We start from the raw sequence: 23,001 nt of genomic DNA, 5'->3' as shown, positions 1-23,001 counted from the left end.
ATGATTAACAATCCGTATTTTTACAATAGAAGATTTATGATATGAAATATCTGATAGTAGAAGATGAGCGATTTGCATATCTGGAACTAAAACGAATGATGGCAAAATTATGCCCTGATTATATATTGGTGGGAAGAACAGAATCTGTTGCGGATACTATTCTTTTTCTCGAAAATAATACAGTAGATTTTATGCTGATGGACATCCGTTTAGCTGATGGAAACTGCTTTGAAATCTTTGACCAGATCCAGATATCAATTCCGGTTATTTTGACTACAGCTTACGATGAACATGCTATTCGGGCTTTCAAATTAAACAGTATAGATTATCTGTTGAAACCCGTTGAAGAAGATGAATTATCATTTGCTCTTAAAAAACTGCAACAACAGCATTCGGCAAAAGAATCAACCTTTGATTATAAAAAAATAGAGGAAGCTTTACTGGGAAGTCAAAAGAAAAATCGCTTCCTTGTACAAATGGGCGATACATATAACCATATAAACATCAATGATATTGCTTTTTTCTACAGTGAGGAAAAAGTAGTTTTCTTACACACCATTTCTGATAAGAAATTTGTTATTGATTATACACTTACTCAGCTAGAATCACAATTAGACAAAAAAACTTTTTTTCGGGTTTCCCGAAATTGTGTCGCTAATATTACTTCCATTAAAAAAATATCCAAATACTTTAACAGTCGTCTAAAACTTACGTTTCAACCAGAATGTCCACATGAAATTTTAGTCAGTCGCGAACGGGTTGCAGATTTCTTAAAATGGGTTGATGGATGGAATTAAAATGATGAAAAACATCAATAAAAAACATATCATTTCTTTTGTACTGATAGTCGCAACACTATTGGTTCTCTTTTATTATGTATTTCAGGTATTAACAGGAAAAGAGAAAGACTTTTCACAATTTTTTGTCGTCAATTTATTCCCCTGTATGTTTATTGCATTTGCAGATTTTCTGATTATTAATGCTATTTACAAGCATTTTAAAATACGCAATATTTATTTTCATGTCACATTAGACCTGTTCATTTCATCGTTGTTTTCCCTACTGATAATAACTTTTGGAAATCTTATTCTTGGAGGGATATCTATATTTGACGGTGATCCGGAAGTTATTAAATCAACTATTTTCATTATTCTCTGGAACAGTATTATCGTACTTTTAATTGAAATTTTCTTTTATAGTCAACGGCAGATTGATGCTGAAAATAAAATGGCTGTAATGGAAAAAGAGAAAATACAATATCAGTATGAAACGTTGAAAGCACAAATCAATCCGCATTTTTTATTCAACAGTCTCAATGTTCTGTCCTCGCTTGCTTATGAAGACCCCGAGAAAGCAAATCTCTTTGCAAAAAAGATGTCCGGAGTATACCGTTATTTACTGCTGACCAATGAGCATCCAACAGTTACTTTAAAAGAAGAACTGGCATTTTTAGATTCTTATATATTTTTGGAAAAGATCAGGTTTGAAGATAACTTACTTATCGAGCTTATCAATAGTACAGATGGCCATAGAAAAGTCATTCCTGTAAGCTTGCAATTGTTATTGGAAAATGCTGTAAAACACAATATCACAAGTGCTATCCAGCCATTAATGATTCATATTGAAATATCCGAAGATGGCATTACTGTTTCTAACAACCTTCAATTGAGAAAAACTGCTGACTCTGGTGGTGTAGGATTGAAAAATTTAGAAAAACAATATGCTTTGTACAACAAAACCATTCATATTACAAAGACTGACAAAAAGTTTATTGTAAAAATGCCTTTTCTGGATTAATCATCTATCTTACAGGTGTTTGTTTTCGATAAATATTAATTTATTCTTCCTTCTATTAAATTTTGATCTATCGGGTAACAAGCTTCATCTTCTTTATCCTGAACTTCATCGGAAAAGACTTCAATCCAATACTTCTAATCTGCAATTTTGCCTGATAATTTTTAGTATATATCAATTTTTACGATGAAAAAGTCAGTAATTTTATCAATTGTTGCTACAGCAACATTCCTTATGGGTTCTGTTACATTACATGCCCAAAACAAAATGTCTTTAGGAGTAAAAGGCGGAGTCAATTCAACATTCTATAAGTATGATTCAGAAAGTGATTATTCAAAAAGTTCACCGGAATTAGGAGCTTCCGTAGGGGGATTTCTAAAATATGATTTCGGAAAATGGTTTGCCCTTCAAACTGATCTGATGATTCATTATCGAAATTCTGAGATGCAGAACAAATTCACTGCCGAAAAATCCAAATTAGAATCTTATGACCTGGAAGTTCCTCTTTATGGAGTCTTTCAATTCAAGACGGGAGCGGGAAAAGCATTCTTTGGAATTGGTCCTTACATCGGTTATGGATTCAGTGCTAAAGCAGGAAATCGTGATATGTATAGTAAGGATGCGGAAGGAAAATCTCCAATGAAACAACTTAATTATGGTGCAGCAACTATGTTGGGTTATGATTGGGGGCATTTTCAGATCAATGCTTCCTATATTTCACAAAATGGAATCGGATCAATAAGCAATAGCTCTCTAAGACGCCAGACCTTTGGACTGGGAATCGGATACAGTCTATAGATTTTAAAGCAGAACAACTTTTCACCTTTAACATTAAAGAAATGAAGAAAATAATTCAATTATTGATGGTCGTTTTGGTATCAACATCTTCAATTTTTGCGCAGAGTATTAAAACCAACAGACCACAGGAACCCAAAGGGCCCTACCCTTACTATTCAGAAGATATTCATTTTAAAAATAAACAGGCAGGAATACATTTAGCCGGAACTTTAACACTTCCAAAAAAAGAAGGTATTTTCCCTGCTGTTATTTTGATAACCGGAAGCGGCCCTCAAAACAGAAACGAAGAATTAGCAGGACACAAACCATTTCTGGTTCTCTCAGACTATCTTACCAAAAACGGAATTGCAGTTCTACGTTATGATGACAGAGGAACAGCTTTGTCTGAAGGCAACTTCAAAAGTGCCACCTCTGTAGATTTAGCCAGTGATGTAGAAAGTGCCATTGCTTATCTAAAAACAAGAAAGGAAATTAATCCGAAAAAAATCGGTTTGATAGGCCATAGTGAAGGTGGTCTGATCGCTCCATTAGTAGCAACTCAATCTAAAGATGTGGCTTTTATTGTCATGTTGGGTGGGCCCGGAATTCCTGGTGATAAAATCCTTCAGATACAACAAAGATTAATAGCAGAAGCATCAGGAGTAAGCAATAAAGAAATAAAAGGAACAGAAAAAGTCAACAAAAAAATATTTGATCTTGTAAAAAAGTCCTCAAATATTGAACAATTAAGAATCGATTTGAGAAGTAATCTGCTGAAATTCTTACATGAAAATCCAGACTTTAAGAAGCCTGATAATATGACTGAAGATGAGTTCATCCACTCACAGGTCGAAACTTATGCTACCCCATGGATGCAATATTTCATCAGGTATAATCCTGTAAATACATTAAAAAAAGTAAAGATTCCGGTTTTAGCTCTTAACGGAGAAAAAGATCTGCAGATAACGCCAAAAGAAAACCTGAATGCCATAAAAAAAGCATTAAGAAAAGCCCGAAATAAAAACATAACCATTATGGAATTACCGGATTTAAATCACTTATTTCAGGAAGCTGATACAGGAGCCCCTCAGGAGTATCAAAAAATAAAACAAACCTACTCTCCAACAGCTTTGAAAGAAATATTGCACTGGTTGAAAATACAGGTAAAGCCCTAGTTGTTATACCTTATAATTTAAAAACAAAAAAATCCCGTATTGACGGGATTTTTTTGTTTAAAGATTCAAATCTATTTTATTTCTACAGGAACTGAGATTTTATCCCAATCCATTGTGAATCCATTATTGTTTATTTTATAAACTAAAGCTTCCTGTGTTGCTGGTAAAGCCTTTGTTTTTACATCAACACGTAAAGCATCTTTTGCTTCCTCGTATTTGTAAGCACCCCATTGTTTTGGCTCTTTATTAAAAATTGCAGTCCAGGTTCCACTTTGTTTAGGGATTAAGAAAAAGCTGTATTTACCTGCAGGAAGTTTTTTACCCTGAACAGTAATATCTTTATCCGTTTCGAAAGTAGTGGCTTCATTGGCACCCGCACGCCAAACTTTATCATAAGCTTCCAAACCACCCCAGATAGTACGCCCTTTTACTGAAGGACTGCTATAGGCAATGGTAATAGTTGCATCTTTAATTTTTCCCGTAGCTGTAGCTGGAGGACTGGCAGGTTTTTTAGTTTCCTGTGCAAAGGCGTTCAAGGAGATTGTCATTGTCGCAACAAGTACGGCGGCAGATTTCATGATTGTTTTCATATTATTTTTATTTGTTTGTTTTTATTATTATTTGCTTACGAATTTACTTCTTTCTGTTTATAAAACAGCAATCCGATTGCAGAAAATACAATAACTGCTGCTGCGCCAATTACATTAAGCCAAAGGAAAGAAACGATATCAAATTGATACACGGCAATAACCGTAATTTCTGATAAAATGGCAGCTATAAATACATTTGAGCCAGTGATTTTTTTATAGTAAAATGCGACCAGAAAAATCCCCAATATCGGACCGTAGAAAAGAGAACCTAGTACATTCACCGCTTCAATAAGGGAACCCATTTGAGTGGCAAACATCGCCACGCCAATTGAGAAAATCCCCCAAGCTAACGTATGCAGACGACTATACTTCAATTCGGTTTTCTCATCAGGAATTTCTTTTTTGAATATTAAATGAATATCTTTTAATGAGCAGGCAGCAAGAGAATTCAACGCTGCCGAAATGGAACCCCAGCTAGCCAGAAAAATGACAGCAAACAGCAAACCAATCATCCCTACAGGCAAAGTGTTTTTTACGAAATACAGGAAAATGTAGTTCGTATCCGTTTTCTCCGCGTTATAGTTTGATTGATTGATCGCTTCCTCTACCCTTCCATGCAAAGCTTTTACTTCGGTTTGTGTATTTTTAAAATCCTGAATCGTTTTTTGAAGTTGTGGAGAATGAGTTTCTTTCAACTTTAGAATTTCTTTCGATTCTGCATTAAATTTTATTTGTAAATCCTGATGTTCTTTTTCAAAAACCGCAGCCTGATCAGGTTTTGTATCCTTTAAATATTGATAAGAACGTTCGTTAAAATAAATCGGAGCCGGTTTTAGAGAAAAGAATGCGAAAAGCAAAGCACCGATCAGAAGAATAGCAAACTGCATCGGAATTTTAACCAATCCGTTCAACAGCAAGCCCATTTTTGCATTGGTATTGTCTTTCGCAGTAATATACCTCCCAACCTGGCTCTGGTCCGTACCGAAATAAGAAAGTGCCAGAAAAAAACCTCCAATTAAACCGCTCCAGATATTGTATTTATCTTTCCAATCGAATTCTGTGGTGATTACATTCAGCTTTCCTGATTTCCCCGCCAGATAAAGTGCATCATTAAAACCAATTCCATTCGGCATATTCTGAATAAGTAAATACCCTGCAAAAGCCATTGTTCCCAGAATAATAAGAAACTGTAATTTTTGGGTGTGAGCGATTGCTTTCGCTCCGCCAACGTAAGTATAAATCAACAGAATGCCACCTGTTAAAATATTAGTCAAATAGATATTCCAGTTTAAAACGCTTGATAAGATGATACTCGGAGCATAAATGCTAATTCCGGTTGATAAACCTCTGGAAAAAAGAAAAAGCAATGAAGTAAGGACTCTTGTTTTTTTATCAAAACGGTTTTCTAAATATTCATAGGCCGTGTAAACATTTAAGCGCTGAAAAATCGGAATGAAAGTAATACAGATCACAATCATCGCCAAAGGCAAACCAAAATAATACTGAACGAAACGCATCCCGTCTGTATAAGCCTGTCCCGGTGCTGAAAGAAATGTAATGGCACTTGCCTGCGTGGCCATAATCCCTAAAAGTACAATGTACCAGGGCATTTTATTATCTGCTTTCAGGTAGGATTCATTGCTCTTTTGACCACAACCGATCAATACGCCGTAAACAACCACTGCAACAAGTGTAAAAATGAGAACTGTCCAATCTATATTACTCATGCCCAGAATTTAGTAAACCAATAATAAAATGCGATCTGCAATACTAATGCAATTGCTAATAGTATGTACCAAATATTCCAATTTTTAAGTTTCTTGTTCATCAGTTTTTCTGGGCAGATAAAAAGTTTAAAAATAAACGTGCTGCACCAACATTTCCTGCAGGCAACTGTCTGAAAAATGCCAACGGTGTATAAATAAAATTACCCTTCCCGTATTTGGCATATAAAGTGGATCCCTGAAGAGGTTCTTCATCCGTATCATGCATTTCAAAAAGCGGTTCATACGCTGCGTCCCACTGAGCAGGGAAATAGGCGCCACGCTCCTGTACCCAACCTTTAAAATCATCAGTAGTAATTTTATTCGGGAAGTTCAGTAATTTATGATTGGGATTTAAAAATGTAACCATAGCATTTTCTTCTGTAACACGTTTGTTTGCAATGCTGAAATTGTACATCCCCAATTTGTCAACGGTTGTATCCTGATTGGTGTTATACTGCATCACCAAATTACCTCCGGCTTTTGCATAAGACCATAAGAAAGGCATCCATCGACCCAATTTTTTCTCGGTATTATTGGCACGAACCCCTAATACGATGGCGTCATATTGTGATAGCTTGTTTTGATTACCGTTTCCACCGGATTCATCTAGGTTGCCGTAAAAATCTTCATCTTTCAGGACATCTACCTGAATACCTGCAATGCGCAGGAACTCAGGAATGAAATCACCTGCACCTTCTATGTACCCTACTTTTTTAACCTTCGTCTGAATATCGCCTTTCATTACGATGGCAGTGGCAGGCGTAAAATATTGTAAAGAGGGTAAATGCGGATACTGAATTAATATTTGTTTTTTATTATAAGTGACTCCATCTGCAACAAAATTAGCATCCAATTGTAAGCGAGATGAACTTATTGCTGCAAGCTTAGTTTTTGGAATAACGTAGTCAACAGTAAAATCTTTGCCATTGAGCGAATTTACATCAGCGCCTCCTAATCGTTCTCCGTTATAGATCAGGTTAAGCTTACCATTACTGAACTGTTTGTTAGCATTAACCTTAAAGTTTAAACTCAAATGTAAATCTTCATTTTCTTTGATTAAATAAAGGGGCTGTGTAAATTTCAGTTCCAATGCAGGAATAATACGCAAAGCTTCCACTACATCACCACGCACCGGATCTAATTTCTTGAAAGATAAAGGAAGTTTAACCTGAAAATTTTCAGAACCGATTTTTAATCCAAGTAAGACATTCAGGGGTGATTCTGCCTCTGGCAAACCGATTAAAGTATCATTCGGAACAGAGAAAGTTGCTGCATTCGTAGCTGGTTTTGCTAACCAGTAAGGTTCTGTGAGTGCAGCATCTGCAGGAATCTGAATGTCATGCTGAATGGTAATTAAAGAATCTTTTGACAGTTTCTTATTGAAATTTTCTGATTGGCTTAACCATTTTACATTTTCTAAAACAACAGGATTTGCAGCTCTTGAAATCAGATTTAATCTGAAATTATAATGATCCCCGGCAACAGCTTCAGCCTGATTGGTAACTACCTCACCCATAAAACCGGCACAACTTAAAATAATGTTGTCTAGATATTTAATTTTATCCTTTTTCAGATCTGCATCTTTTAGTGCCATGACCTTTTTTCTCAAAGCAAGTAAAGCAGGTAAACTCTGGTCTGGATTATTGAAATTGAAAGATGAAATAATTTGATCCAATGATTGGTCAATATCAGCGTTTCCTTGTGAAGTCCAGGTTTTGACTACTCCGTCAAAAAGTGTTGTTTTTGCTGGCTCACCGATAACATGGGAAAAATATTCAGTTCTGATCCCGGCTACAGATTGTGTTCCCGCACCCTGGCTTTTATGTAAACTTCTGCTTAATCCTGCCAATTCACCATAGCCCATCCCCAGTTGTGCGTCATATTGCCCAACCGTGACTTTCAGTTGATTTTCAGCGGTTGTATTGACCCCACCAAATCGGAAAGTATTCCACAATACACGTTTTGGCTGCCATACATTAACATATTTCAGTTGATCCGGGAAAGCGGTTTTATCTCCTGCCAGCTTAAAAGCCTTTTCTGCCACCACAGCCGAAGCTGCATGTTGTCCATGTCCTGCCGCAGCAGTAGGAGGAAAACGACAAATGATAATATCAGGACGGAATTGACGGATTACCCAAACGACATCCGCTGTAATACTGTCTGCATCCCATTGTTTAAAAGTATCAGCTGTATTTTTAGAGAACCCAAAATCAATCGCCCGGGTAAAAAACTGTTGGGCACCGTCTAACTTTCTTGCCTCTAAAAGTTCATGTGTTCTGATTAAACCCAATGCAGCACCTTGCTCTGTACCTAATAAATTCTGACCGCCATCACCTCTGGTTAAAGACAAGTAGCCTGTTTCTACATTTTGGTCGTTGATTAACCAGGAGAGCAATCCCGTATTTTCATCATCAGGGTGAGCCGCAAGGTATAAAACTTTAGGCAGCTGTTTAAGGGTTTTGATTTCGCGGTAAATTTCAGATGATTTGGAAGGCCGGACCTGTTGGGCCGAACAAAAAACCGTATAAAATCCGAGGATAAATACTGTACTTACTTTTTTGAACATTTAGATTTGCTTTGCAGAGCAAATATAAGTAAATCATCTTTCTTTCAACCTTAAAAGAATTAAACTCTAAATTTCACAAAATAAAATAAACATCAATGTTGATTACCTATGTATAAATTAAAGTTTCAAGGAAAATAAAAACCACTTATATTTTTCTAATTGTATTCCGTGTAAGATAGATATAATTAAACATACAAAACGTTGCTATCGCCCCGAAAGTATGCCATAAAAAGTGGGTTCCGAAACTGAACCATTCCCATTTGTCAGCGATACGGAAGGTCAATGCAAAAACAAACGACAATACAGCAAAACCTACCCATTTACCAGCTTTCCAGTGGGTATACATCAAATACCTTAGTACCGAGAAAACCACAAATGAGGCCATGATTGCATAATTGACGTTGATAAAAAGAGAAGGGTTATCTTTCAAAATCCAGTTTCTCAAACCCAACATAAGTGCTGCATATGCCAGAACCATTACTACAGCATAATACCATCGGGTACTCTGAGCAACAAAATAAAATCCGGCAGACAAGCAAAGCAACATAATCGGTAACCAATCCATCATGATAAATACCGGCCATTGCCTGAATGAATGGTAAACAGTTCCTCCTATGGCACCCACATATAATAAAACCAGGCAGTATGCTAAAAAAGGATATTCTTTAAAATTACCCTTCATTTTAATGGTCCAGAAAATGGCTATGGCTAAAAAAAATACGGCAGTTATTGCATTTAATGGCTCAGGAAAAAACTGAGTCATATCTGTTTCTTTATATAAAAGGCCTCCATCCGGAGGTATTGGGTTTATTGGCATTGTCTTTTTTATATTATTTACAGGCATGTTTTAGAGTGTAAAATACAAACACAAGCCATTTTTCTAAATATCAGTAAAATACATATACTAATATATTTCTAAATATAGAACAAATTATGGCATTATATACCTGAATGCACCCGATTTTATTTTACAAAAATGTTAATTCTACTTCTTATACCAATAAACCAGATTGATTGATTATTGATTAAAAAGTTGAACGCGAGATTTATTAATAATTCTGTTTTAATTAAAAATAGAATACTGAAATCAAATAAAACATTACCAATTAGTTAATTCTCATCAATTATAAGGCTATTATTTTTTATTTTCCATAAAAAAAGCTATATTTGGCTCACTACATAAATCACTTTAATATGAAAACAAAATTTACACAATTCAGTGCTATTCTTATCTCTGGATTCTCATTAGCCCAAGTAGGGTTTAATACAACTTCCCCAAAAACAATAGTGGATGTATCTGCTAAAAGAGATATTTCGGGAGTGATTACGGATAACACACAAACATTCGGATTACAGGCTCCGAGGCTTACAAGAGCTGAGCTTACAGCAAATACGGCAAGTTACGGCAGCGATCAGAGCGGAGCATTGATTTATATTACAGACGTTACTGGTGGTGATACTGCAGGACAACGTGTTAATGTTACTGCTATGGGCTATTATTATTTTGATGGATCTGTGTGGCAAAGACTTACACAAGCAACAAATGCTATCCCTCCAACGATTTCTGCATTACAATGTACTTCAGCTTACTTAAGTCCTTCTACTTATACTGCCGGTACACCTTTCACCGGAAACCTAAAAGTCACCTATAGCCAGGGAAGCGGTGGTGCCTATAATTCAGGAGCTCCTTTTACTGTAAATGGATTAACCTTCCAATTAAGACCCGGAACTTTAGAGTTTGGTGATGGCGAATTAGTATTCTCAGTAACGGGAACACCTACCACTGCTAATGATATGACTCTTCCTCTGAACAGCACTGCAATTCCTTTCTTAACATCAGGACAGAACTGTACTGCTACAGTAGGAAATAGCAGCCGTGCAGACATTGCGTCTGTCGCTGTGATGGGCTACCCTACCCTAACAACCGATCCCAATGGGAAGCAAGCGTATACTTTCCCTCTTGCTACCCCAGACGGTAAGTATTCAATCAGGGTAATATTTGATACCACAAGTGGTACAACCCTTGCCAATCCTAATGTACAGTTGTTTAATAATACAGGTGCTACAGTTAATCTGTACTGGAATTATAATACCGAATATGGCGGTTATATTGGTTCCGCTGTAACAACCAACAATATCACTTCAGGAGTTTGGGGTGGTATGGCAGATTCATCGGCTACCTGGTTTCCTCAAGGTACAGGAGCAATGGGTAACGCTTACTGGGGGAATATAGGGATTATCGATGGATCCGGTGGCGGACCTGAGCATAGAAGATATACCTGGATAGACAGTAATTCTTCTTCAAAAACTGCTTATACCGCAACCATTATGGCAGGAGCCCCTACTTCGGGCAATTCCCAACCTAACCTTACTAAAATATTCATCAAGCTAGAGCAAGTAAAAGCACAATAATATAATGCCCCTGAAAAAGGGGCATTTTTTATTTTTAATTGGTTTCAGCCATTTTCTTTTCTCTGCTCTCCGAAGTCTCCTGACTTTGGAATAATCTTAAAGTCGGGCTTTGCATAGCAGAACACAATATTTGAAGCTATTTTTTGAAAAAAAGATTAACGCAAAGTTCATTACTAATTCTGTTTTATTTTAGTGGGTAAAATGATGCGACTTTGTCACTGATGAAGCAGTATACTTATACATACGCTTCAATGAATCAACTTTATTGATTCTATTCTTTGCTTTCTTACAATCAACAGTTTTAACAATGAAACCTTTGCGTCAGAAAAACACGTCACCAGAACATTACCTATCTGAATCAATAATTTATACACAACCCTCTTATCCTGAATTGGTTTCAGCCAATTTCTTTTCTCTTCTTCTTTGAAGGATAAGGTGTGCAGCCTCCAGCATTTTAACTGTATGAATGTAGGGCATCACGATATTTCTTTCCGGCAGATTTTCATAGACACCCATTGAGAAATAAACGATTCCGGACATAAAATAATCAAATTCTTTGATGCTGTATTCACTGAATGCATTTTTGAAAACCAGCAAAGGATTCCGGTATTCTTTCTCCGAAAGCAGCCCAAGAACCCACGGGGAAATCTTTTCCGGCTGGCTATCGACCGTCCATTTTCTTTCTTTCAGCATCATGAGATATCCTGCCCTAATCAACGACCTCATCGACTGATGAAACTGGAAGATGACCGCCGGATCTTCATGGATCCAGCTATTTCTCTTTACTGCATAATTCATAATGTTGCTGAGCAATTCTTTGGAAACATCCAGCTCATTGAACTGAAAGAAAGTTTCCATCAGCTGTAAGCCGGAGTTCTTCTTGTCTGCCCGAAACCGGTGAGTAAAATCTGTTTTTATCTTTTTCATGAGTTTGTATTTTTTTATAAATGTAATAAAAGAAATTCAATTACGGTCGATCGACCGTAATTTTTCACTATTTAATTATTTCATTTGTTCTATGACAGATATAAACGAGAAAATTTGTTTATACATTACAAAAAAATGGTTGATACCTTGGCTTCAAGAAGGCAAGTCACAAAATTCATTTGCCAAAAATCATGGTGTAGAAGAAAGCACCATCAGAAAAATTAAAAGTGAAGAAACTTACAGAATACCTGTTGAAACACTTTTTAAAATATGTGAAGCAAGAAAAATTAGTTTATCTGATTTCTTTAAACTTATAAATGAATAATCCTGACGAAAGTTGGGATTTTTTTTTGTGAAGAAATTTTCGAAATTTTTAAGAAATTCCGTAAAAATACGGATTAATAATTTTGACATAATTTTTATTTTTATCATTTAAAAGAGACTATAATATGGCGAATATATGATTAGATATATTGGTATAATATTATGTAAAATTTCACAAATATGTCACAAAGAACAACATTTGAAGATTTTTTAAGGAGATCTAAAAAAGTACATGGTAGCAAGTATGATTATTCTAAGGTTATTTATACGACTACAGAAAACAGAGTAATTATAACATGTAATGAACACGGAGATTTTGAAATGAGACCAAGAGCTCACTATTCTGATAAAAGAGGTTGTCCAAGTTGCGATAAAAGTGAAAAAAGTGGATTTCATAAAAGTAAATGGTATAATAAATCTAAGTTTTTATATTTAATTGAGTGTTTTGGAAATGGAGAAAGATTCTTGAAATTCGGAGTAACTATAACTGATATTGAAACTAGAGTACTAAAAGGTGAAATTCCTTATTCACATAAAATATTATTTAGCAAAAAAATAAATATTGGTGAAGATGCTATGATACTAGAAAGCGAATTAAAAAATAAATATTCTAAACTATCGTACAAACCAATTTTAACTTTTAGAGGAAGTACTGAGTGTTTAGAGTTTGGAATAAAAGATATTGTTTTAAAAAAAATGCAAAACTTGACAAAACAATAATAAAAATCCGCTCTCCTAAGTCTCCTGATTTTGGAGTATGTTTTGCTATTTACGGAAAACCGTGAAATAATATAAATTATCATCTGTAAATTTGACTTAGTTAACAATAAAACATTAATATTATGGGACTTAAAACAGGGCCAAAAAGAATAGCAACATCAACAGGTAAACCAGACAAACGCCAACGCGATAATAAAGAGACACCAGGAAATACACCTTCTTTAAAACCACCTAAGAAACAGCAAGGTAAATAAACTATATATTATACCAAATCCCAGCTTTCGTTGGGATTTTTGTTATAAGAATTTATGCATCCAATTTTCTTAATAATACTCTTTAAAATATTATGACTTTAATTTTTTTTCAAGCAAATTAATTACGGGCTTTAAAATTGAATCCATCTGATCTTTCAATTTTTTGAAGAATGATAATTTTAAGATACGATAAAACATATATTATTACGCAAAAAGAATGCGCAGACTTTTATTTATTTTGCGATAATTCTTAATGAATAATAAATAATTTAGTAATGGATATAAAACAAGATATTTACTCTATTGATTTTGCTAAAACCAAAGTTATTTGGTTTGCAGATACACCGTTAATTGTTCCTGACACTTTCACTTTCGAGCAGGAAAAGTATGTAAAAGCAGCATTAAGAACTCTGTTTTTTGGAAACACTTCTGTTGATAACATTTTTAAAAACAGTTATTTTAAAGATCACGTTGAAATGATGTTAGAAAATGAAAGAGACTATGGCAATAGTGAACTTAAAGAATATGATGATTTGAGAAATATATTCTTTCAATTCCAGGAAAAAATTTATCTTAAATATAAACAAGTTTTAGGTGATATAAATTTTGAAGAAAAAAGCACTGCTTATTCTCATTGCGGTATAATTTATAAAAAACTGGATAGTAATTTTAGCGCATTAAGAATGTTGATTAAATATGATTATATTTACGAATGCTATGCAATAATCCGACAAATAATAGAACAAATTGCTTTTGCATATGATACACAATTCAGAAATGAAATTGAAGATTTCCAATCACCAACCAGATCGATTTCCAAGTTAAAAGAATTTTATCCAAGTATTGGTATTATTTATGGAGAACTTAGTTCAAAAACACATATTGACTCTTCACAATTCCCAAATCATTTCTATGTAAATCTTAAAAATAGAGAAAATGCTGGAGTTATTCTAAGATCTAGAGAAAAAACATTTTTAATATGTCATCGAGCTTTAATTATGCTTGATTTATATGCGTGTGTTTTTGAACATATATTCTATGACGAAATTGATGACTTTTCATGTATAAAAAAGAACAAAACTCTTTTAAAAAAGAGAGAAACAAGAAATTACATCAATGTCTTTGGGAAGAATTATAGTAGACTTATGAAAAAAAAATTCGCAAAAGACGACTAACTTTGACGCAAGTTTAAAGGTAATGATCTTGTTTACTAGCCACAAATTAAATAGTGTTTCTTAATTTTCATGGTATTAAAAATAAAAACTTATAATTATGGGAAATCCAAAATTTAATTCAAAAATGTTAAAATACTTTTTTGACAGTAGTAATGATGTAAAAAGATTCATTCATTCTAGATATATGGAAGCTCAACTGGATTACTACGATTTCTTTAGTATATTTTTGAATCAATATGGAATTGCAATTGGGATTGTTGCAAATATTCAAGATAATACCTATAGGGCTTACATTAATTACGCTCAAGAGAATATCTTAAATATGCCAACAGGAGAAATAAATCTTATTGAAGGAGTAAGTTCAGACGAAGCAAATATTGTTTTAGCTGAAAAATTAATAAACATATTTGAAAATACTAACTATGATGATTGGACAAATCTTAATAACAAAATGTAACATTTTCATGTTTTACTAAATAATTGAATTACTTTATTCAAAACTAATTCTTTGTATAAGCCCTTAATCTCTGAAGTATCCTGACTTTGCATAAGTTTAAAGAAAAGGATCATATTTCCAGCTCAAAGTCTCACAACGTCACACAGCAAAAATCAAAACAAAAAAAATCCCAGCTTTTGTTGGGATTTTTTAAGCAAAAGAATATTTAATCCTATGTTTTTACAGGCTTTACACTATTGATCTATTTTTGCCTTATTCGCTAATCGTTTCCTGATGGTGCTCACAAACTCCTTAGAAACACCAAGATACGATGCAATATAATACTGCGCTACACGCTGCGGAATCGAAGGATACACCCTGATAAATTCCAAATAACGATCTGTAGCCGGTTGAGAAATGGTGTTAACCAGTCGGTTTTGCAGCGTCACCACATACCGCTGCATCATCAGGCGGAATGCTCTTTCAAACTTCGGAACTTTCTGCATCAATTCCTCTTTAGTTTCCGGATTCAGCATATAAATTTCGGTGTCTTCCAGGGCTTCTATAAAAATCTTCGAGGGCGTTCTATTATTAAAAGAATCAATATCGGTAATCCACCAATCTTCAACAGCAAAGAGAAGGGTTACTTCAAAACCGTTTTCATCAAGATAATACGTTCGCACACAACCCTCCTTTATAAATCCTTCGAACTGACAAATCTCTCCTTCGCGCAGAAGATGTGTTTTCTTCGGGTACTTCTGAAGGGTCAGCAAACCTTCATATATATTTTCTTCTTCCGGGGTCAGGATCACAAATCGTGAGATGTTTTTAATAATATTCTGAAACATACATTTATTTTACGGGCGCAAATTAGAAAAAAGTGAGTAAAATTCAGCCTTCAGAAGCTATTTGATGACACCGAAAAGCTAACATAATGGTTATCTGAAGAAAAAATTGGAAACAGAAAGCAGATTAAACAAGCAAAACAAAAAAATTGCTATCAATAGGTACGAAATTAAACTAGATTAATTTCAGGGAACGCGAACTGTCCTACATTTGCTAAAGAATTAAGACAACAAAAAATTATCAAATAAAATATTCATTAATACTAAAAATTTAAAACTATGAGCACATTTACATTAAAAGACGGAACAGAGGTTTTTTATAAAGACCAGGGAGCAGGACCTGTATTGATGTTTCACCACGGATGGCCATTATCCTCTGACGATTGGGATGCACAGGTAATTTTCTTCCTTCAGAGAGGTTACAGAGTAATTTCCCATGACAGAAGAGGCCACGGCCGTTCAAGCCAGAACATCTATAATCACACCATTGAGCAATATGCTTCTGACGCAGCAGAACTTGTAGAATTCCTTGATTTGAAAGATGTTGTACACATCGGACATTCTACAGGAGGTGGTGAAGTTATCAGATATGTACATAAATATGCCAATGGCAGAGCAAAAAAAGCAGTTTTAATCAGTGCCGTTCCACCGGTAATGGTAAAAAGTGAAAACAATCCTGACGGTGTTCCAATGGAAGTTTTTGATGGGATCAGAGAACAGACTTTGAATAACAGAAACCAGTTTTATTTTGATTTAACTTTCCCTTTCTATGGATACAACAGAGAAGGTGCAAATGTAAAAGACGGTGTACAAAGAAACTGGTGGAGACAGGGAATGATGGGTGGTATTGTAGCTCATTATGACGGAATCAAAGCATTTTCTGAAACCGATTTCACTGAAGATCTGAAAGCGGTGGATATTCCGGTTTTGGTTCTTCATGGTGAAGATGACCAGATTGTCCCTATCGAAAATTCTGCTATAAAATCTGCAAAACTATTGAAAAACGGAAAGTTGATTACGTATCCCGGTTTTCCTCACGGAATGCCAACTACGGAACACGAAACAATTAACAAAGATCTTTTAGAATTTATTGAAGCTTAATAAAAGAGCAATATAATAAAGAGATGAATCAGTTTGATTCATCTCTTTATTTTTAGATAACTTTAGAATCAATATCTCCTTATTGACTTACAATAGCCATAAAAACAAAATCAGAGCAGAAATGATCTACTCTGATTGGGTTTGATTAGCAACTATTTAATTCTTCTCAGAAATAAATTATCCGTTATCTGAAAAAAGCACTTGTTTTTCAGCTGCTCCTTCCGTACTCTTATTATTTACATAAACAGGTATACCTCCCACCCATGTTTCCAAAACCGGAATATCCCGCATTTTCATATATTGTAATGATGGTGTATTTAATGAAAGAGGATCTTGTTCCAATATAACAAAATCAGCAAAATATCCTGCATTTAAAGATCCCACCCATTTGTCTGCGTAGCATTGCCAGGCAGCATCATAAGTAACAGCAATTAAAGCCTGTTCAGGGGTAATACGTTCGGCACTATTTAAAACTTCAATATCCTTTGGATTTTTTTCCATGATTCTGGTAATCGATTGCTCCATCATTCTTAAAGGCCCCAATGGACTTACTTCATTGTCACTGTGAAGGGTAATTCTCATACCCGCAGCAAGTGTTGAACCGCAAAGATCAAGCATTTGTGCCTTTTCACCGAATATCACTTCCTTAAAAGCGTATCCCCAATAGCCCACATGCCCGATAAGGAAACTTGGTGAAACACCCATTTGGAGCATAATGGTAATTTGATCAGATGTCAGAAGCGAGCAGTGCTCTATACGGTTACGAAGCTCCGGACCTTTATATTGAGCAAGGGTACGCTGATAAGCATTGATTGCAAATGTTACTGCCTGATCTCCATTAGCATGAACCATTAACGGCCAGCCTTTTACAGCGACAACAGTATTGATTAATGTATTATAACTTGGTGGAATCGTATGCGCCGGAATACCTGACTGCGGGAAATTAAATACTCCCGTATTATCGACAGGATTACACAGATAAGGAGCACTCTGATAACCAGTCAAACCCTGATTGGAACCATCTGAAACCACTTTAATATGCCCATTATATACAGGCTTGTAGCGATCCGGTTCTTTATAATGATCCAGTTTATCTACATCTTCCTGGCTGGAACAAAGGTATGCTCCACCTGTTCTTACCAATTCAGTATGTGTCTCAAAATATTTGGTTAAAAGTGTTTCTGATCCTTTATTCAATCCGGCATCATACATAAAAGTAACTCCCCTTGAATTGGCTGTATTAAAAAGATCTGTCAGATATCTATTGATCTCTATGCTCATCGCAATAATCTGCAACTTTACAGTCTTCAATGCAGGAGTCATTTGCAAACCTTCCTGCAGCTGGCCTTTGGTTTCAATAATATATTTTTCAACGGTTTTATATTCAGTCTGTATGTCAGTATTATTCTTAAATACATGCTCCAATGCCATCGTATTCAGATAAAGCGTATGCATGGAAGCACTTAATAACATCATGGGCGTTTTAGCATTAATACTATCAAGTACTACATTGTCGATCGTTATCAGCTCTTTTTTACCGTCTTTTTCCTTAAAAGGCATTAATGACGGATCCAATCCTCTTCCTAAGATAACAGCTCCGAGAATTTTAGGGGGAATATGTGCATTGATGATAGTTCCAACTGAGTTCAGATCATAGACAGCCTTTAAATTCTGTCCTTCAAAAGGGCTCAGATCCAGCCAGCCATTCATCATTGCTGTAGGAACCATATGAACATGGGGTTCTATCAGACCAGGAAGTAAAGTTTGAGTTGCTGTTAATTCCTTTTTTTGATGTTTCGGATGGTGTTTCTTCATATATTTTACCACCTCTTTTTTCTCACCGGTTACCACCACTTTTCCATCAGCAAAACCAATGGCTTCAACGGTGTCTGTTGATCCGCCAATCATGGGACGAATAATCCCTCCACTGACCATCAGAGTCTGTGGCTTTTCGTGGGTTGCTTTTCCTGAACCCGGATTTATTTTTGTCAGATTTTCTGCACTGAAAAGTTCTTCTTTAAGAACTTCCAAAACAGGATTGTTGCAAGAACAGTGCGTACAGCCATGCGTGTGTTGGTGTAGTTTTTCCATAAGAATAATTGGGTTTGATTGTATGTTTAATTGTAATTCTATCCGTATCTATTTTAATTACATCTTGCTTTTATGCCATAGAAATGCACGCCTATGAAAAAGCAAAATCAATTATATTATTGAAATTAAAATAGATTATTTTTAGTATATTATATTTAAATAAATATTTATGTAAAAATATTTTTCATATATTTTCATGTATTAGTTTCTTTTATAAAAATAATAAAAATATTCATTCAATACCCTTTTTTTCACCAGATATTGATTAACTTTTATGATATAAAACTTTAATTCACAAAACGTTCCCGTGAAATCCATACTTACAACATCAGTTTTTCTCAATATTTAACGGTGATCACTTTCGGGTAATACTATTTTCTGGTTCAGGAATTATAGGAAGAAAATATTCTCATCTTATTTCTTTCTTCTGAAAATAAGACGTTAAATATCAATTTTCAAAGTCTTTAAATCATTACATTAGCACAGAATTAAATGCGTTAAGATTTCTATGAAAAATATATTCTGTGTATTGCTTCTTTCCATGGTTCAACCCGTACTGGCACAAACTAAACTGGAAAAAGCACTTACCAATCTTGAGGACAATTACGAGCAAGAAAAAGTATACTTACTTACCGACAAATCGCAATATGCAGCAGGTGACAAGATTTGGTTTAAAAGTTTTGTATTTGATGGCTATAACCGTTCTGCATTATCTACTACCCTATTTGTTGAATTGTATGATGCTGATAAAAAATTAATAGACTGGAAAACAACACTTCTGACCAATGGTGAAGGCAGCGGAGATTTTCAACTGAAAGAAGATCTTCCTGAGCAGGTTTACTTTATAAGAGCTTATACTCCTTACATGACCAATTTTAATGAAGACTTCCAAATTGTCAAAGCACTTCCGGTTTACAATCCAAAATCTAAGGAATCGCTGGTCATTTCCAAAAGTTCTGACTGGTCTGCAAAAGCTTTTCCGGAAGGAGGAACTTTTATTAATGGTATGCCAACGAAATTTGCTGTAAGGTTATCCAGCAACACATCTTTACCGGAAAACTGGTCCGGAAAAGTAATAGATATCCAAAACCCCAAAACTCCTGTCGCTACATTTAAATCTTTTGATAAAAATGTAGCCTCTTTTACACTCACTGCAACATCAGGAAAAAAATACCAGGCTATCATTCAGGATAATACCGGAAAAAACCAGACAATCGACCTGCCACATGCTGCAGACAGCGGCCTTAATGTAGAAGTCAGCAGCTCTAAGGAAGGTGTTAAATATACTTTGAAAGGTATTAACCTAAAACAACAGCTTCAGGGTTATAAAATTGTTGGAATTATCAATAACCACCTTGCTTACAGAGCTAATATCAACCATCTGACCAATGAAGCATCCAGTCTTATTCCTACAAAAGTAAGCAATGGAGCTAATGCTGTTTTGCAGCTGGCCATTTTTGATGAGCAGGATAATCTTGTTGCCAAGAGGCTTTGCTTTATAAAACCCGGCAATTTAAAGGTGGAGAAAGCAGAAATAGTAGGTCAGAGCCTGAAACCAACTCCCAGAGCCTTCAACAGCATTGATCTTTCCCCGGAATCTAATTTTAAAAACTATACAGTTCTCGTAAGTGAGGACAACGGCACTCCAAATACAGAAGAAGAGAATCTGCTGAGCGGGCTTTGGTTAACAGGAGATTTTACTTCAAAAATAGACAGTCCTGCCCAATATTTTTCTAAAACTGCCAATACTGAAGCACTGGACGCCCTGCTAATTTCTGAAACCTGGAAAAGATTCGATTGGAATTCTGTTCTTAACGGATCTTCTCCAGCCATTAAAAACAATTCTCAACAGTTTCTTTCCTACAGGGTAAAACCCATTAAAAATAATGCTTTGCTAGTCAACAGTACAGTAAACCTGGTATTGAGAGCTGGTAAAGGAGACCCTGCCATCAATCAGTTTCAAACGGATCAGAACGGATATGTCTATCTGAACAATATCAATACTGATGAGCCTTTGAACGTTTCTTTATTTGTAAACGCGGAAAAAGATAAAGATGCCAGTAGTGATAATTTATTCGTTACAGTGGAACCTTTAGTGATTCCTACCACATTTAAAGGCAATTTCCCGAGCACAAAATATACATTAGTAAAATCGGGTGAAAACAAAACCCTTCCTCCAAGCATTGCCAGAGCCATCAACACGCAGAAAAATATTAAAAAGAAAGAAAGTGCTGATATCCAGATCCAGGAAGTAGCCTTGGTAGGAAAAAAGAAAGATCCAAAAGAAGAGTTAGACAAACAACTGTCCACCGGAATGTTCAGTTCTGTTAACTCTACTGTATTTGACTTCGTTAATGAAAACCAAAATGCCGGAGGATCCAATAATATCTTAGACTGGCTTCAGGGAAGAGCTGCCGGATTAACGTTTCAGAGAAACAATTCAGGGGTAAATGTACCTTATATCCGTGGTCAGCAGGCTAAGCTCTATTTAGATGAAGTACAAACTGACCCTACCATGATTTCCAACCTTCCTATAAACAATATTGCGATGGTAAAAATCATTAAAGGAGCAGGATTAATAGGTGACGCAGTAGCCATTTATACAATGAAAGGCAATATGAAATCTAAAAGCACTGAAAAAGAAGCCCCCAACAATAACTCAGCCATCATAAAAGGATACGACAGACCTTCGGAATTCCCTATTGAAATGATTGATGGTGATGCTCCGGAAAAAATTGAAAATGATACCAGAGAAACACTGTATTGGAATCCTAATCTATTTGACAGCGATTATGTTCCTCCAAGAATTAAATTTTTCAATAATGACAGTGCAAAACAGTATAAAGTCCTGATTATAAGCTTTGATGAATACGACAATATTCTTTATGATCAGCAAATTTTAAAATAAATTTTTCCATAGTATTAAAATCTTATTATAGCCATAAAAAGGGACAAATCTAAACCTGGATCTGTCCCTTTTTATTGATAGATTCTAAAAAACAGCAAACTATCAAAAGTCACTTCAATTAATCTCTTGTTCTAATTTATCACTAAGATTTTTTATTTCAGATGTGCTTAGCTCTGTTTTTGTTTCTGTTTTTAAAATACTTTTTAAAATTTTACTATGAGCCGCTTTTAAAGCATCTTTGGATTTCACCTCCTGATCAGGACTTATACCGATATGTTCCCAGTTTTTCTGATTGACCAAAGAACTTACTTTTCCTGTCGGAACAAGTAATAGATATTGATTCTGAATAACAAAATGATCTACCGGATTGGCTGCTCCAGGTGTTTTCTCACCTATTACTTCAGCCAGTTTATGTTGCTGCAAAAAATAAGCAAGCGCTTCTGCTGCAGAAAAAGTATTTTTACTGGTAAGGATATAGATTTTTTTATGGAGATACTTTCTCCCCAAAACATCGGGTTGTGTACTGTTCATCACAGTCTTATCCTCATGTCTGAAATAGGTGGTATAAAGGTCTGTTTTTTTATCAAAAAAATAACTGCAGAACAGGAGAAGCATTTCATTATCTCCCCCTTGATTTTCTCTGAGGTCAATAATCAAGGCGTTGGTATTGGCAATAAAATTCATGGCAGCAGCCAATGTAGCCTCGCTGGACTTTGATGAAGCAAAGCCTTTATAGTTAATATACCCTATATTCCCCTCCAATCGCTGAACACTTTCAAAACCAAAATTCTCAAGACTGTTATGAAAATCATGTAGTTTCTCCTTTTCTTTCTCGTCAACTACCTTTTCAGGGCTATAGTTTTCCAGATATCTGAAAGAAAAATGGTAGTCTTTTATATCTGATCTCAGTTTCCTGCCAAGAAGCGCTGCAAAATCATTTTTATTCAGCTTATTAAATACTCCTTTTTTAAGGTCGTTTTGAAATGAAGAATCTACTTTTTTATAAGCTTCTTTATCGATATAATAACGCTTCACTTTTTCTGTAATTTCAGAAAGAACGATTGTTTTTTCATCCTTCTGTGCGTAAGATAACAGGGAGTGAAAAAAAACAATTCCGGTCAGTAATTTTTTCATGGGAAA

At 35.1% G+C, this 23,001-nt stretch carries 20 protein-coding genes; 12 read left to right on the top strand and 8 right to left on the bottom strand.

All coding sequences use genetic code 11. The features are described 5' to 3' along the window. The first annotated feature begins 41 nt into the window (after positions 1-41). The 4 genes from ACM6F9_RS07005 to ACM6F9_RS06990 all read left to right on the top strand — a co-directional run bounded on the left by ACM6F9_RS07005 (position 42) and on the right by ACM6F9_RS06990 (position 3,746). The gene (locus ACM6F9_RS07005; protein WP_414845031.1) at positions 42-797 is read left to right on the top strand and encodes a LytR/AlgR family response regulator transcription factor; all 756 of its coding nucleotides are present in this window, start codon (positions 42-44) and stop codon (positions 795-797) included. Continuing rightward, complete coding sequence (locus ACM6F9_RS07000) at positions 784-1,797, top strand: sensor histidine kinase (protein WP_414845030.1); 1,014 nt, start codon at positions 784-786, stop codon at positions 1,795-1,797. The genes ACM6F9_RS07005 and ACM6F9_RS07000 overlap by 14 nt, the downstream gene beginning before the upstream one ends. A 183-nt stretch (positions 1,798-1,980) precedes the next feature. Next, the gene (locus tag ACM6F9_RS06995; protein WP_414845029.1) at positions 1,981-2,592 is read left to right on the top strand and encodes a porin family protein; all 612 of its coding nucleotides are present in this window, start codon (positions 1,981-1,983) and stop codon (positions 2,590-2,592) included. A gap of 41 nt (positions 2,593-2,633) precedes the next feature. After that, the gene (locus ACM6F9_RS06990) at positions 2,634-3,746 is read left to right on the top strand and encodes an alpha/beta hydrolase family protein (RefSeq protein WP_414845028.1); all 1,113 of its coding nucleotides are present in this window, start codon (positions 2,634-2,636) and stop codon (positions 3,744-3,746) included. 71 nt (positions 3,747-3,817) lie between these two features. On the opposite strand, the gene ACM6F9_RS06985 is transcribed toward ACM6F9_RS06990, so the two are convergent. The 4 genes from ACM6F9_RS06985 to ACM6F9_RS06970 form a co-directional block, all read right to left on the bottom strand. Beyond that, positions 3,818-4,336, bottom strand: coding sequence for a DUF2911 domain-containing protein (locus ACM6F9_RS06985; protein ID WP_414845027.1), 519 nt, complete (start codon positions 4,334-4,336; stop codon positions 3,818-3,820). Between the two features lie 35 nt (positions 4,337-4,371). Beyond that, positions 4,372-6,063, bottom strand: a complete 1,692-nt coding sequence (locus ACM6F9_RS06980) for a sodium:solute symporter (RefSeq protein WP_414845026.1) — start codon at positions 6,061-6,063, stop codon at positions 4,372-4,374. Positions 6,064-6,163: 100 nt separating this feature from the next. Beyond that, positions 6,164-8,668 carry a PIG-L family deacetylase gene (locus tag ACM6F9_RS06975; protein ID WP_414845025.1) on the bottom strand — a complete coding sequence of 835 codons (2,505 nt, stop codon included), beginning with the start codon at positions 8,666-8,668 and terminating at the stop codon, positions 6,164-6,166. A gap of 145 nt (positions 8,669-8,813) precedes the next feature. After that, entirely contained in the window at positions 8,814-9,485 is a 672-nt protein-coding gene (locus tag ACM6F9_RS06970; RefSeq protein ID WP_414845024.1) for a hypothetical protein, read from the bottom strand. A 377-nt stretch (positions 9,486-9,862) separates the two neighbouring features. On the opposite strand from ACM6F9_RS06970, the gene ACM6F9_RS06965 reads away from it, so the two are divergent. After that, the gene (locus ACM6F9_RS06965) at positions 9,863-11,080 is read left to right on the top strand and encodes a hypothetical protein (protein WP_414845023.1); all 1,218 of its coding nucleotides are present in this window, start codon (positions 9,863-9,865) and stop codon (positions 11,078-11,080) included. A 381-nt stretch (positions 11,081-11,461) separates the two neighbouring features. Here the strand turns inward: ACM6F9_RS06965 and ACM6F9_RS06960 are convergent, their stop codons facing one another. Continuing rightward, positions 11,462-12,007 (bottom strand): hypothetical protein, encoded by a 546-nt coding sequence (locus ACM6F9_RS06960; protein ID WP_414845022.1) that lies wholly within the window; start codon positions 12,005-12,007, stop codon positions 11,462-11,464. Between the two features lie 91 nt (positions 12,008-12,098). Between ACM6F9_RS06960 and ACM6F9_RS06955 the strand changes: the two genes are divergently transcribed. The 5 genes from ACM6F9_RS06955 (at position 12,099) to ACM6F9_RS06935 (ending at position 14,937) form a co-directional block, all read left to right on the top strand. Beyond that, positions 12,099-12,332: a helix-turn-helix domain-containing protein gene (locus ACM6F9_RS06955; RefSeq protein WP_047486272.1), complete on the top strand. Its 234-nt coding sequence runs from the start codon at positions 12,099-12,101 to the stop codon at positions 12,330-12,332. 179 nt (positions 12,333-12,511) lie between these two features. Further along, positions 12,512-13,051, top strand: a complete 540-nt coding sequence (locus ACM6F9_RS06950) for a hypothetical protein (RefSeq protein ID WP_414845021.1) — start codon at positions 12,512-12,514, stop codon at positions 13,049-13,051. A 122-nt stretch (positions 13,052-13,173) separates the two neighbouring features. Beyond that, positions 13,174-13,305 carry a hypothetical protein gene (locus ACM6F9_RS06945; protein WP_414845020.1) on the top strand — a complete coding sequence of 44 codons (132 nt, stop codon included), beginning with the start codon at positions 13,174-13,176 and terminating at the stop codon, positions 13,303-13,305. 275 nt (positions 13,306-13,580) lie between these two features. Next, positions 13,581-14,480: a hypothetical protein gene (locus tag ACM6F9_RS06940; protein WP_414845019.1), complete on the top strand. Its 900-nt coding sequence runs from the start codon at positions 13,581-13,583 to the stop codon at positions 14,478-14,480. Positions 14,481-14,577: 97 nt separating this feature from the next. Continuing rightward, positions 14,578-14,937 carry a hypothetical protein gene (locus tag ACM6F9_RS06935; RefSeq protein ID WP_414845018.1) on the top strand — a complete coding sequence of 120 codons (360 nt, stop codon included), beginning with the start codon at positions 14,578-14,580 and terminating at the stop codon, positions 14,935-14,937. Between the two features lie 233 nt (positions 14,938-15,170). Here ACM6F9_RS06935 and ACM6F9_RS06930 read toward each other — a convergent pair whose 3' ends face one another. Next, positions 15,171-15,764, bottom strand: a complete 594-nt coding sequence (locus tag ACM6F9_RS06930) for a Crp/Fnr family transcriptional regulator (protein WP_414845017.1) — start codon at positions 15,762-15,764, stop codon at positions 15,171-15,173. A 276-nt stretch (positions 15,765-16,040) separates the two neighbouring features. On the opposite strand from ACM6F9_RS06930, the gene ACM6F9_RS06925 reads away from it, so the two are divergent. Continuing rightward, positions 16,041-16,862: an alpha/beta fold hydrolase gene (locus ACM6F9_RS06925; RefSeq protein ID WP_414845016.1), complete on the top strand. Its 822-nt coding sequence runs from the start codon at positions 16,041-16,043 to the stop codon at positions 16,860-16,862. A gap of 177 nt (positions 16,863-17,039) precedes the next feature. Here ACM6F9_RS06925 and ACM6F9_RS06920 read toward each other — a convergent pair whose 3' ends face one another. Then, complete coding sequence (locus tag ACM6F9_RS06920; RefSeq protein WP_414845015.1) at positions 17,040-18,953, bottom strand: amidohydrolase; 1,914 nt, start codon at positions 18,951-18,953, stop codon at positions 17,040-17,042. A gap of 508 nt (positions 18,954-19,461) precedes the next feature. Here ACM6F9_RS06920 and ACM6F9_RS06915 point away from each other — a divergent pair. Beyond that, positions 19,462-21,861 carry a hypothetical protein gene (locus ACM6F9_RS06915; protein WP_414845014.1) on the top strand — a complete coding sequence of 800 codons (2,400 nt, stop codon included), beginning with the start codon at positions 19,462-19,464 and terminating at the stop codon, positions 21,859-21,861. Positions 21,862-21,975: 114 nt separating this feature from the next. Here ACM6F9_RS06915 and ACM6F9_RS06910 read toward each other — a convergent pair whose 3' ends face one another. Then, a complete protein-coding gene (locus tag ACM6F9_RS06910; RefSeq protein WP_414845013.1) occupies positions 21,976-22,995 on the bottom strand; it encodes a S41 family peptidase in 1,020 nt (339 codons plus the stop codon). Between the last annotated feature and the right edge of the window lie 6 nt (positions 22,996-23,001).

The sequence above is a fragment of the Chryseobacterium sp. IT-36CA2 genome (assembly GCF_949767875.1).
Taxonomy (GTDB): Bacteria; Bacteroidota; Bacteroidia; order Flavobacteriales; family Weeksellaceae; genus Chryseobacterium.
This window is presented reverse-complemented; position numbering and strand designations above follow the sequence as displayed.

Excerpts from the sequence above, each read along its gene's own strand:
- ACM6F9_RS07000 (WP_414845030.1), top strand. The coding sequence starts at position 784 with ATGGATGGAATTAAAATGATGAAAAACATCAATAAAAAACATATCATT.
- ACM6F9_RS06910 (WP_414845013.1), bottom strand. The coding sequence starts at position 22,995 with ATGAAAAAATTACTGACCGGAATTGTTTTTTTTCACTCCCTGTTATCT.
- ACM6F9_RS06915 (WP_414845014.1), top strand. The coding sequence starts at position 19,462 with ATGAAAAATATATTCTGTGTATTGCTTCTTTCCATGGTTCAACCCGTA.
- ACM6F9_RS06955 (WP_047486272.1), top strand. The coding sequence starts at position 12,099 with ATGACAGATATAAACGAGAAAATTTGTTTATACATTACAAAAAAATGG.
- ACM6F9_RS06965 (WP_414845023.1), top strand. The coding sequence starts at position 9,863 with ATGAAAACAAAATTTACACAATTCAGTGCTATTCTTATCTCTGGATTC.
- ACM6F9_RS06945 (WP_414845020.1), top strand. The coding sequence starts at position 13,174 with ATGGGACTTAAAACAGGGCCAAAAAGAATAGCAACATCAACAGGTAAA.
- ACM6F9_RS06950 (WP_414845021.1), top strand. The coding sequence starts at position 12,512 with ATGTCACAAAGAACAACATTTGAAGATTTTTTAAGGAGATCTAAAAAA.
- ACM6F9_RS06925 (WP_414845016.1), top strand. The coding sequence starts at position 16,041 with ATGAGCACATTTACATTAAAAGACGGAACAGAGGTTTTTTATAAAGAC.
- ACM6F9_RS06930 (WP_414845017.1), bottom strand. The coding sequence starts at position 15,764 with ATGTTTCAGAATATTATTAAAAACATCTCACGATTTGTGATCCTGACC.
- ACM6F9_RS06990 (WP_414845028.1), top strand. The coding sequence starts at position 2,634 with ATGAAGAAAATAATTCAATTATTGATGGTCGTTTTGGTATCAACATCT.
- ACM6F9_RS06960 (WP_414845022.1), bottom strand. The coding sequence starts at position 12,007 with ATGAAAAAGATAAAAACAGATTTTACTCACCGGTTTCGGGCAGACAAG.
- ACM6F9_RS06970 (WP_414845024.1), bottom strand. The coding sequence starts at position 9,485 with ATGCCAATAAACCCAATACCTCCGGATGGAGGCCTTTTATATAAAGAA.
- ACM6F9_RS06920 (WP_414845015.1), bottom strand. The coding sequence starts at position 18,953 with ATGGAAAAACTACACCAACACACGCATGGCTGTACGCACTGTTCTTGC.
- ACM6F9_RS06995 (WP_414845029.1), top strand. The coding sequence starts at position 1,981 with ATGAAAAAGTCAGTAATTTTATCAATTGTTGCTACAGCAACATTCCTT.
- ACM6F9_RS06980 (WP_414845026.1), bottom strand. The coding sequence starts at position 6,063 with ATGAGTAATATAGATTGGACAGTTCTCATTTTTACACTTGTTGCAGTG.
- ACM6F9_RS06985 (WP_414845027.1), bottom strand. The coding sequence starts at position 4,336 with ATGAAAACAATCATGAAATCTGCCGCCGTACTTGTTGCGACAATGACA.
- ACM6F9_RS06940 (WP_414845019.1), top strand. The coding sequence starts at position 13,581 with ATGGATATAAAACAAGATATTTACTCTATTGATTTTGCTAAAACCAAA.
- ACM6F9_RS07005 (WP_414845031.1), top strand. The coding sequence starts at position 42 with ATGAAATATCTGATAGTAGAAGATGAGCGATTTGCATATCTGGAACTA.
- ACM6F9_RS06975 (WP_414845025.1), bottom strand. The coding sequence starts at position 8,668 with ATGTTCAAAAAAGTAAGTACAGTATTTATCCTCGGATTTTATACGGTT.
- ACM6F9_RS06935 (WP_414845018.1), top strand. The coding sequence starts at position 14,578 with ATGGGAAATCCAAAATTTAATTCAAAAATGTTAAAATACTTTTTTGAC.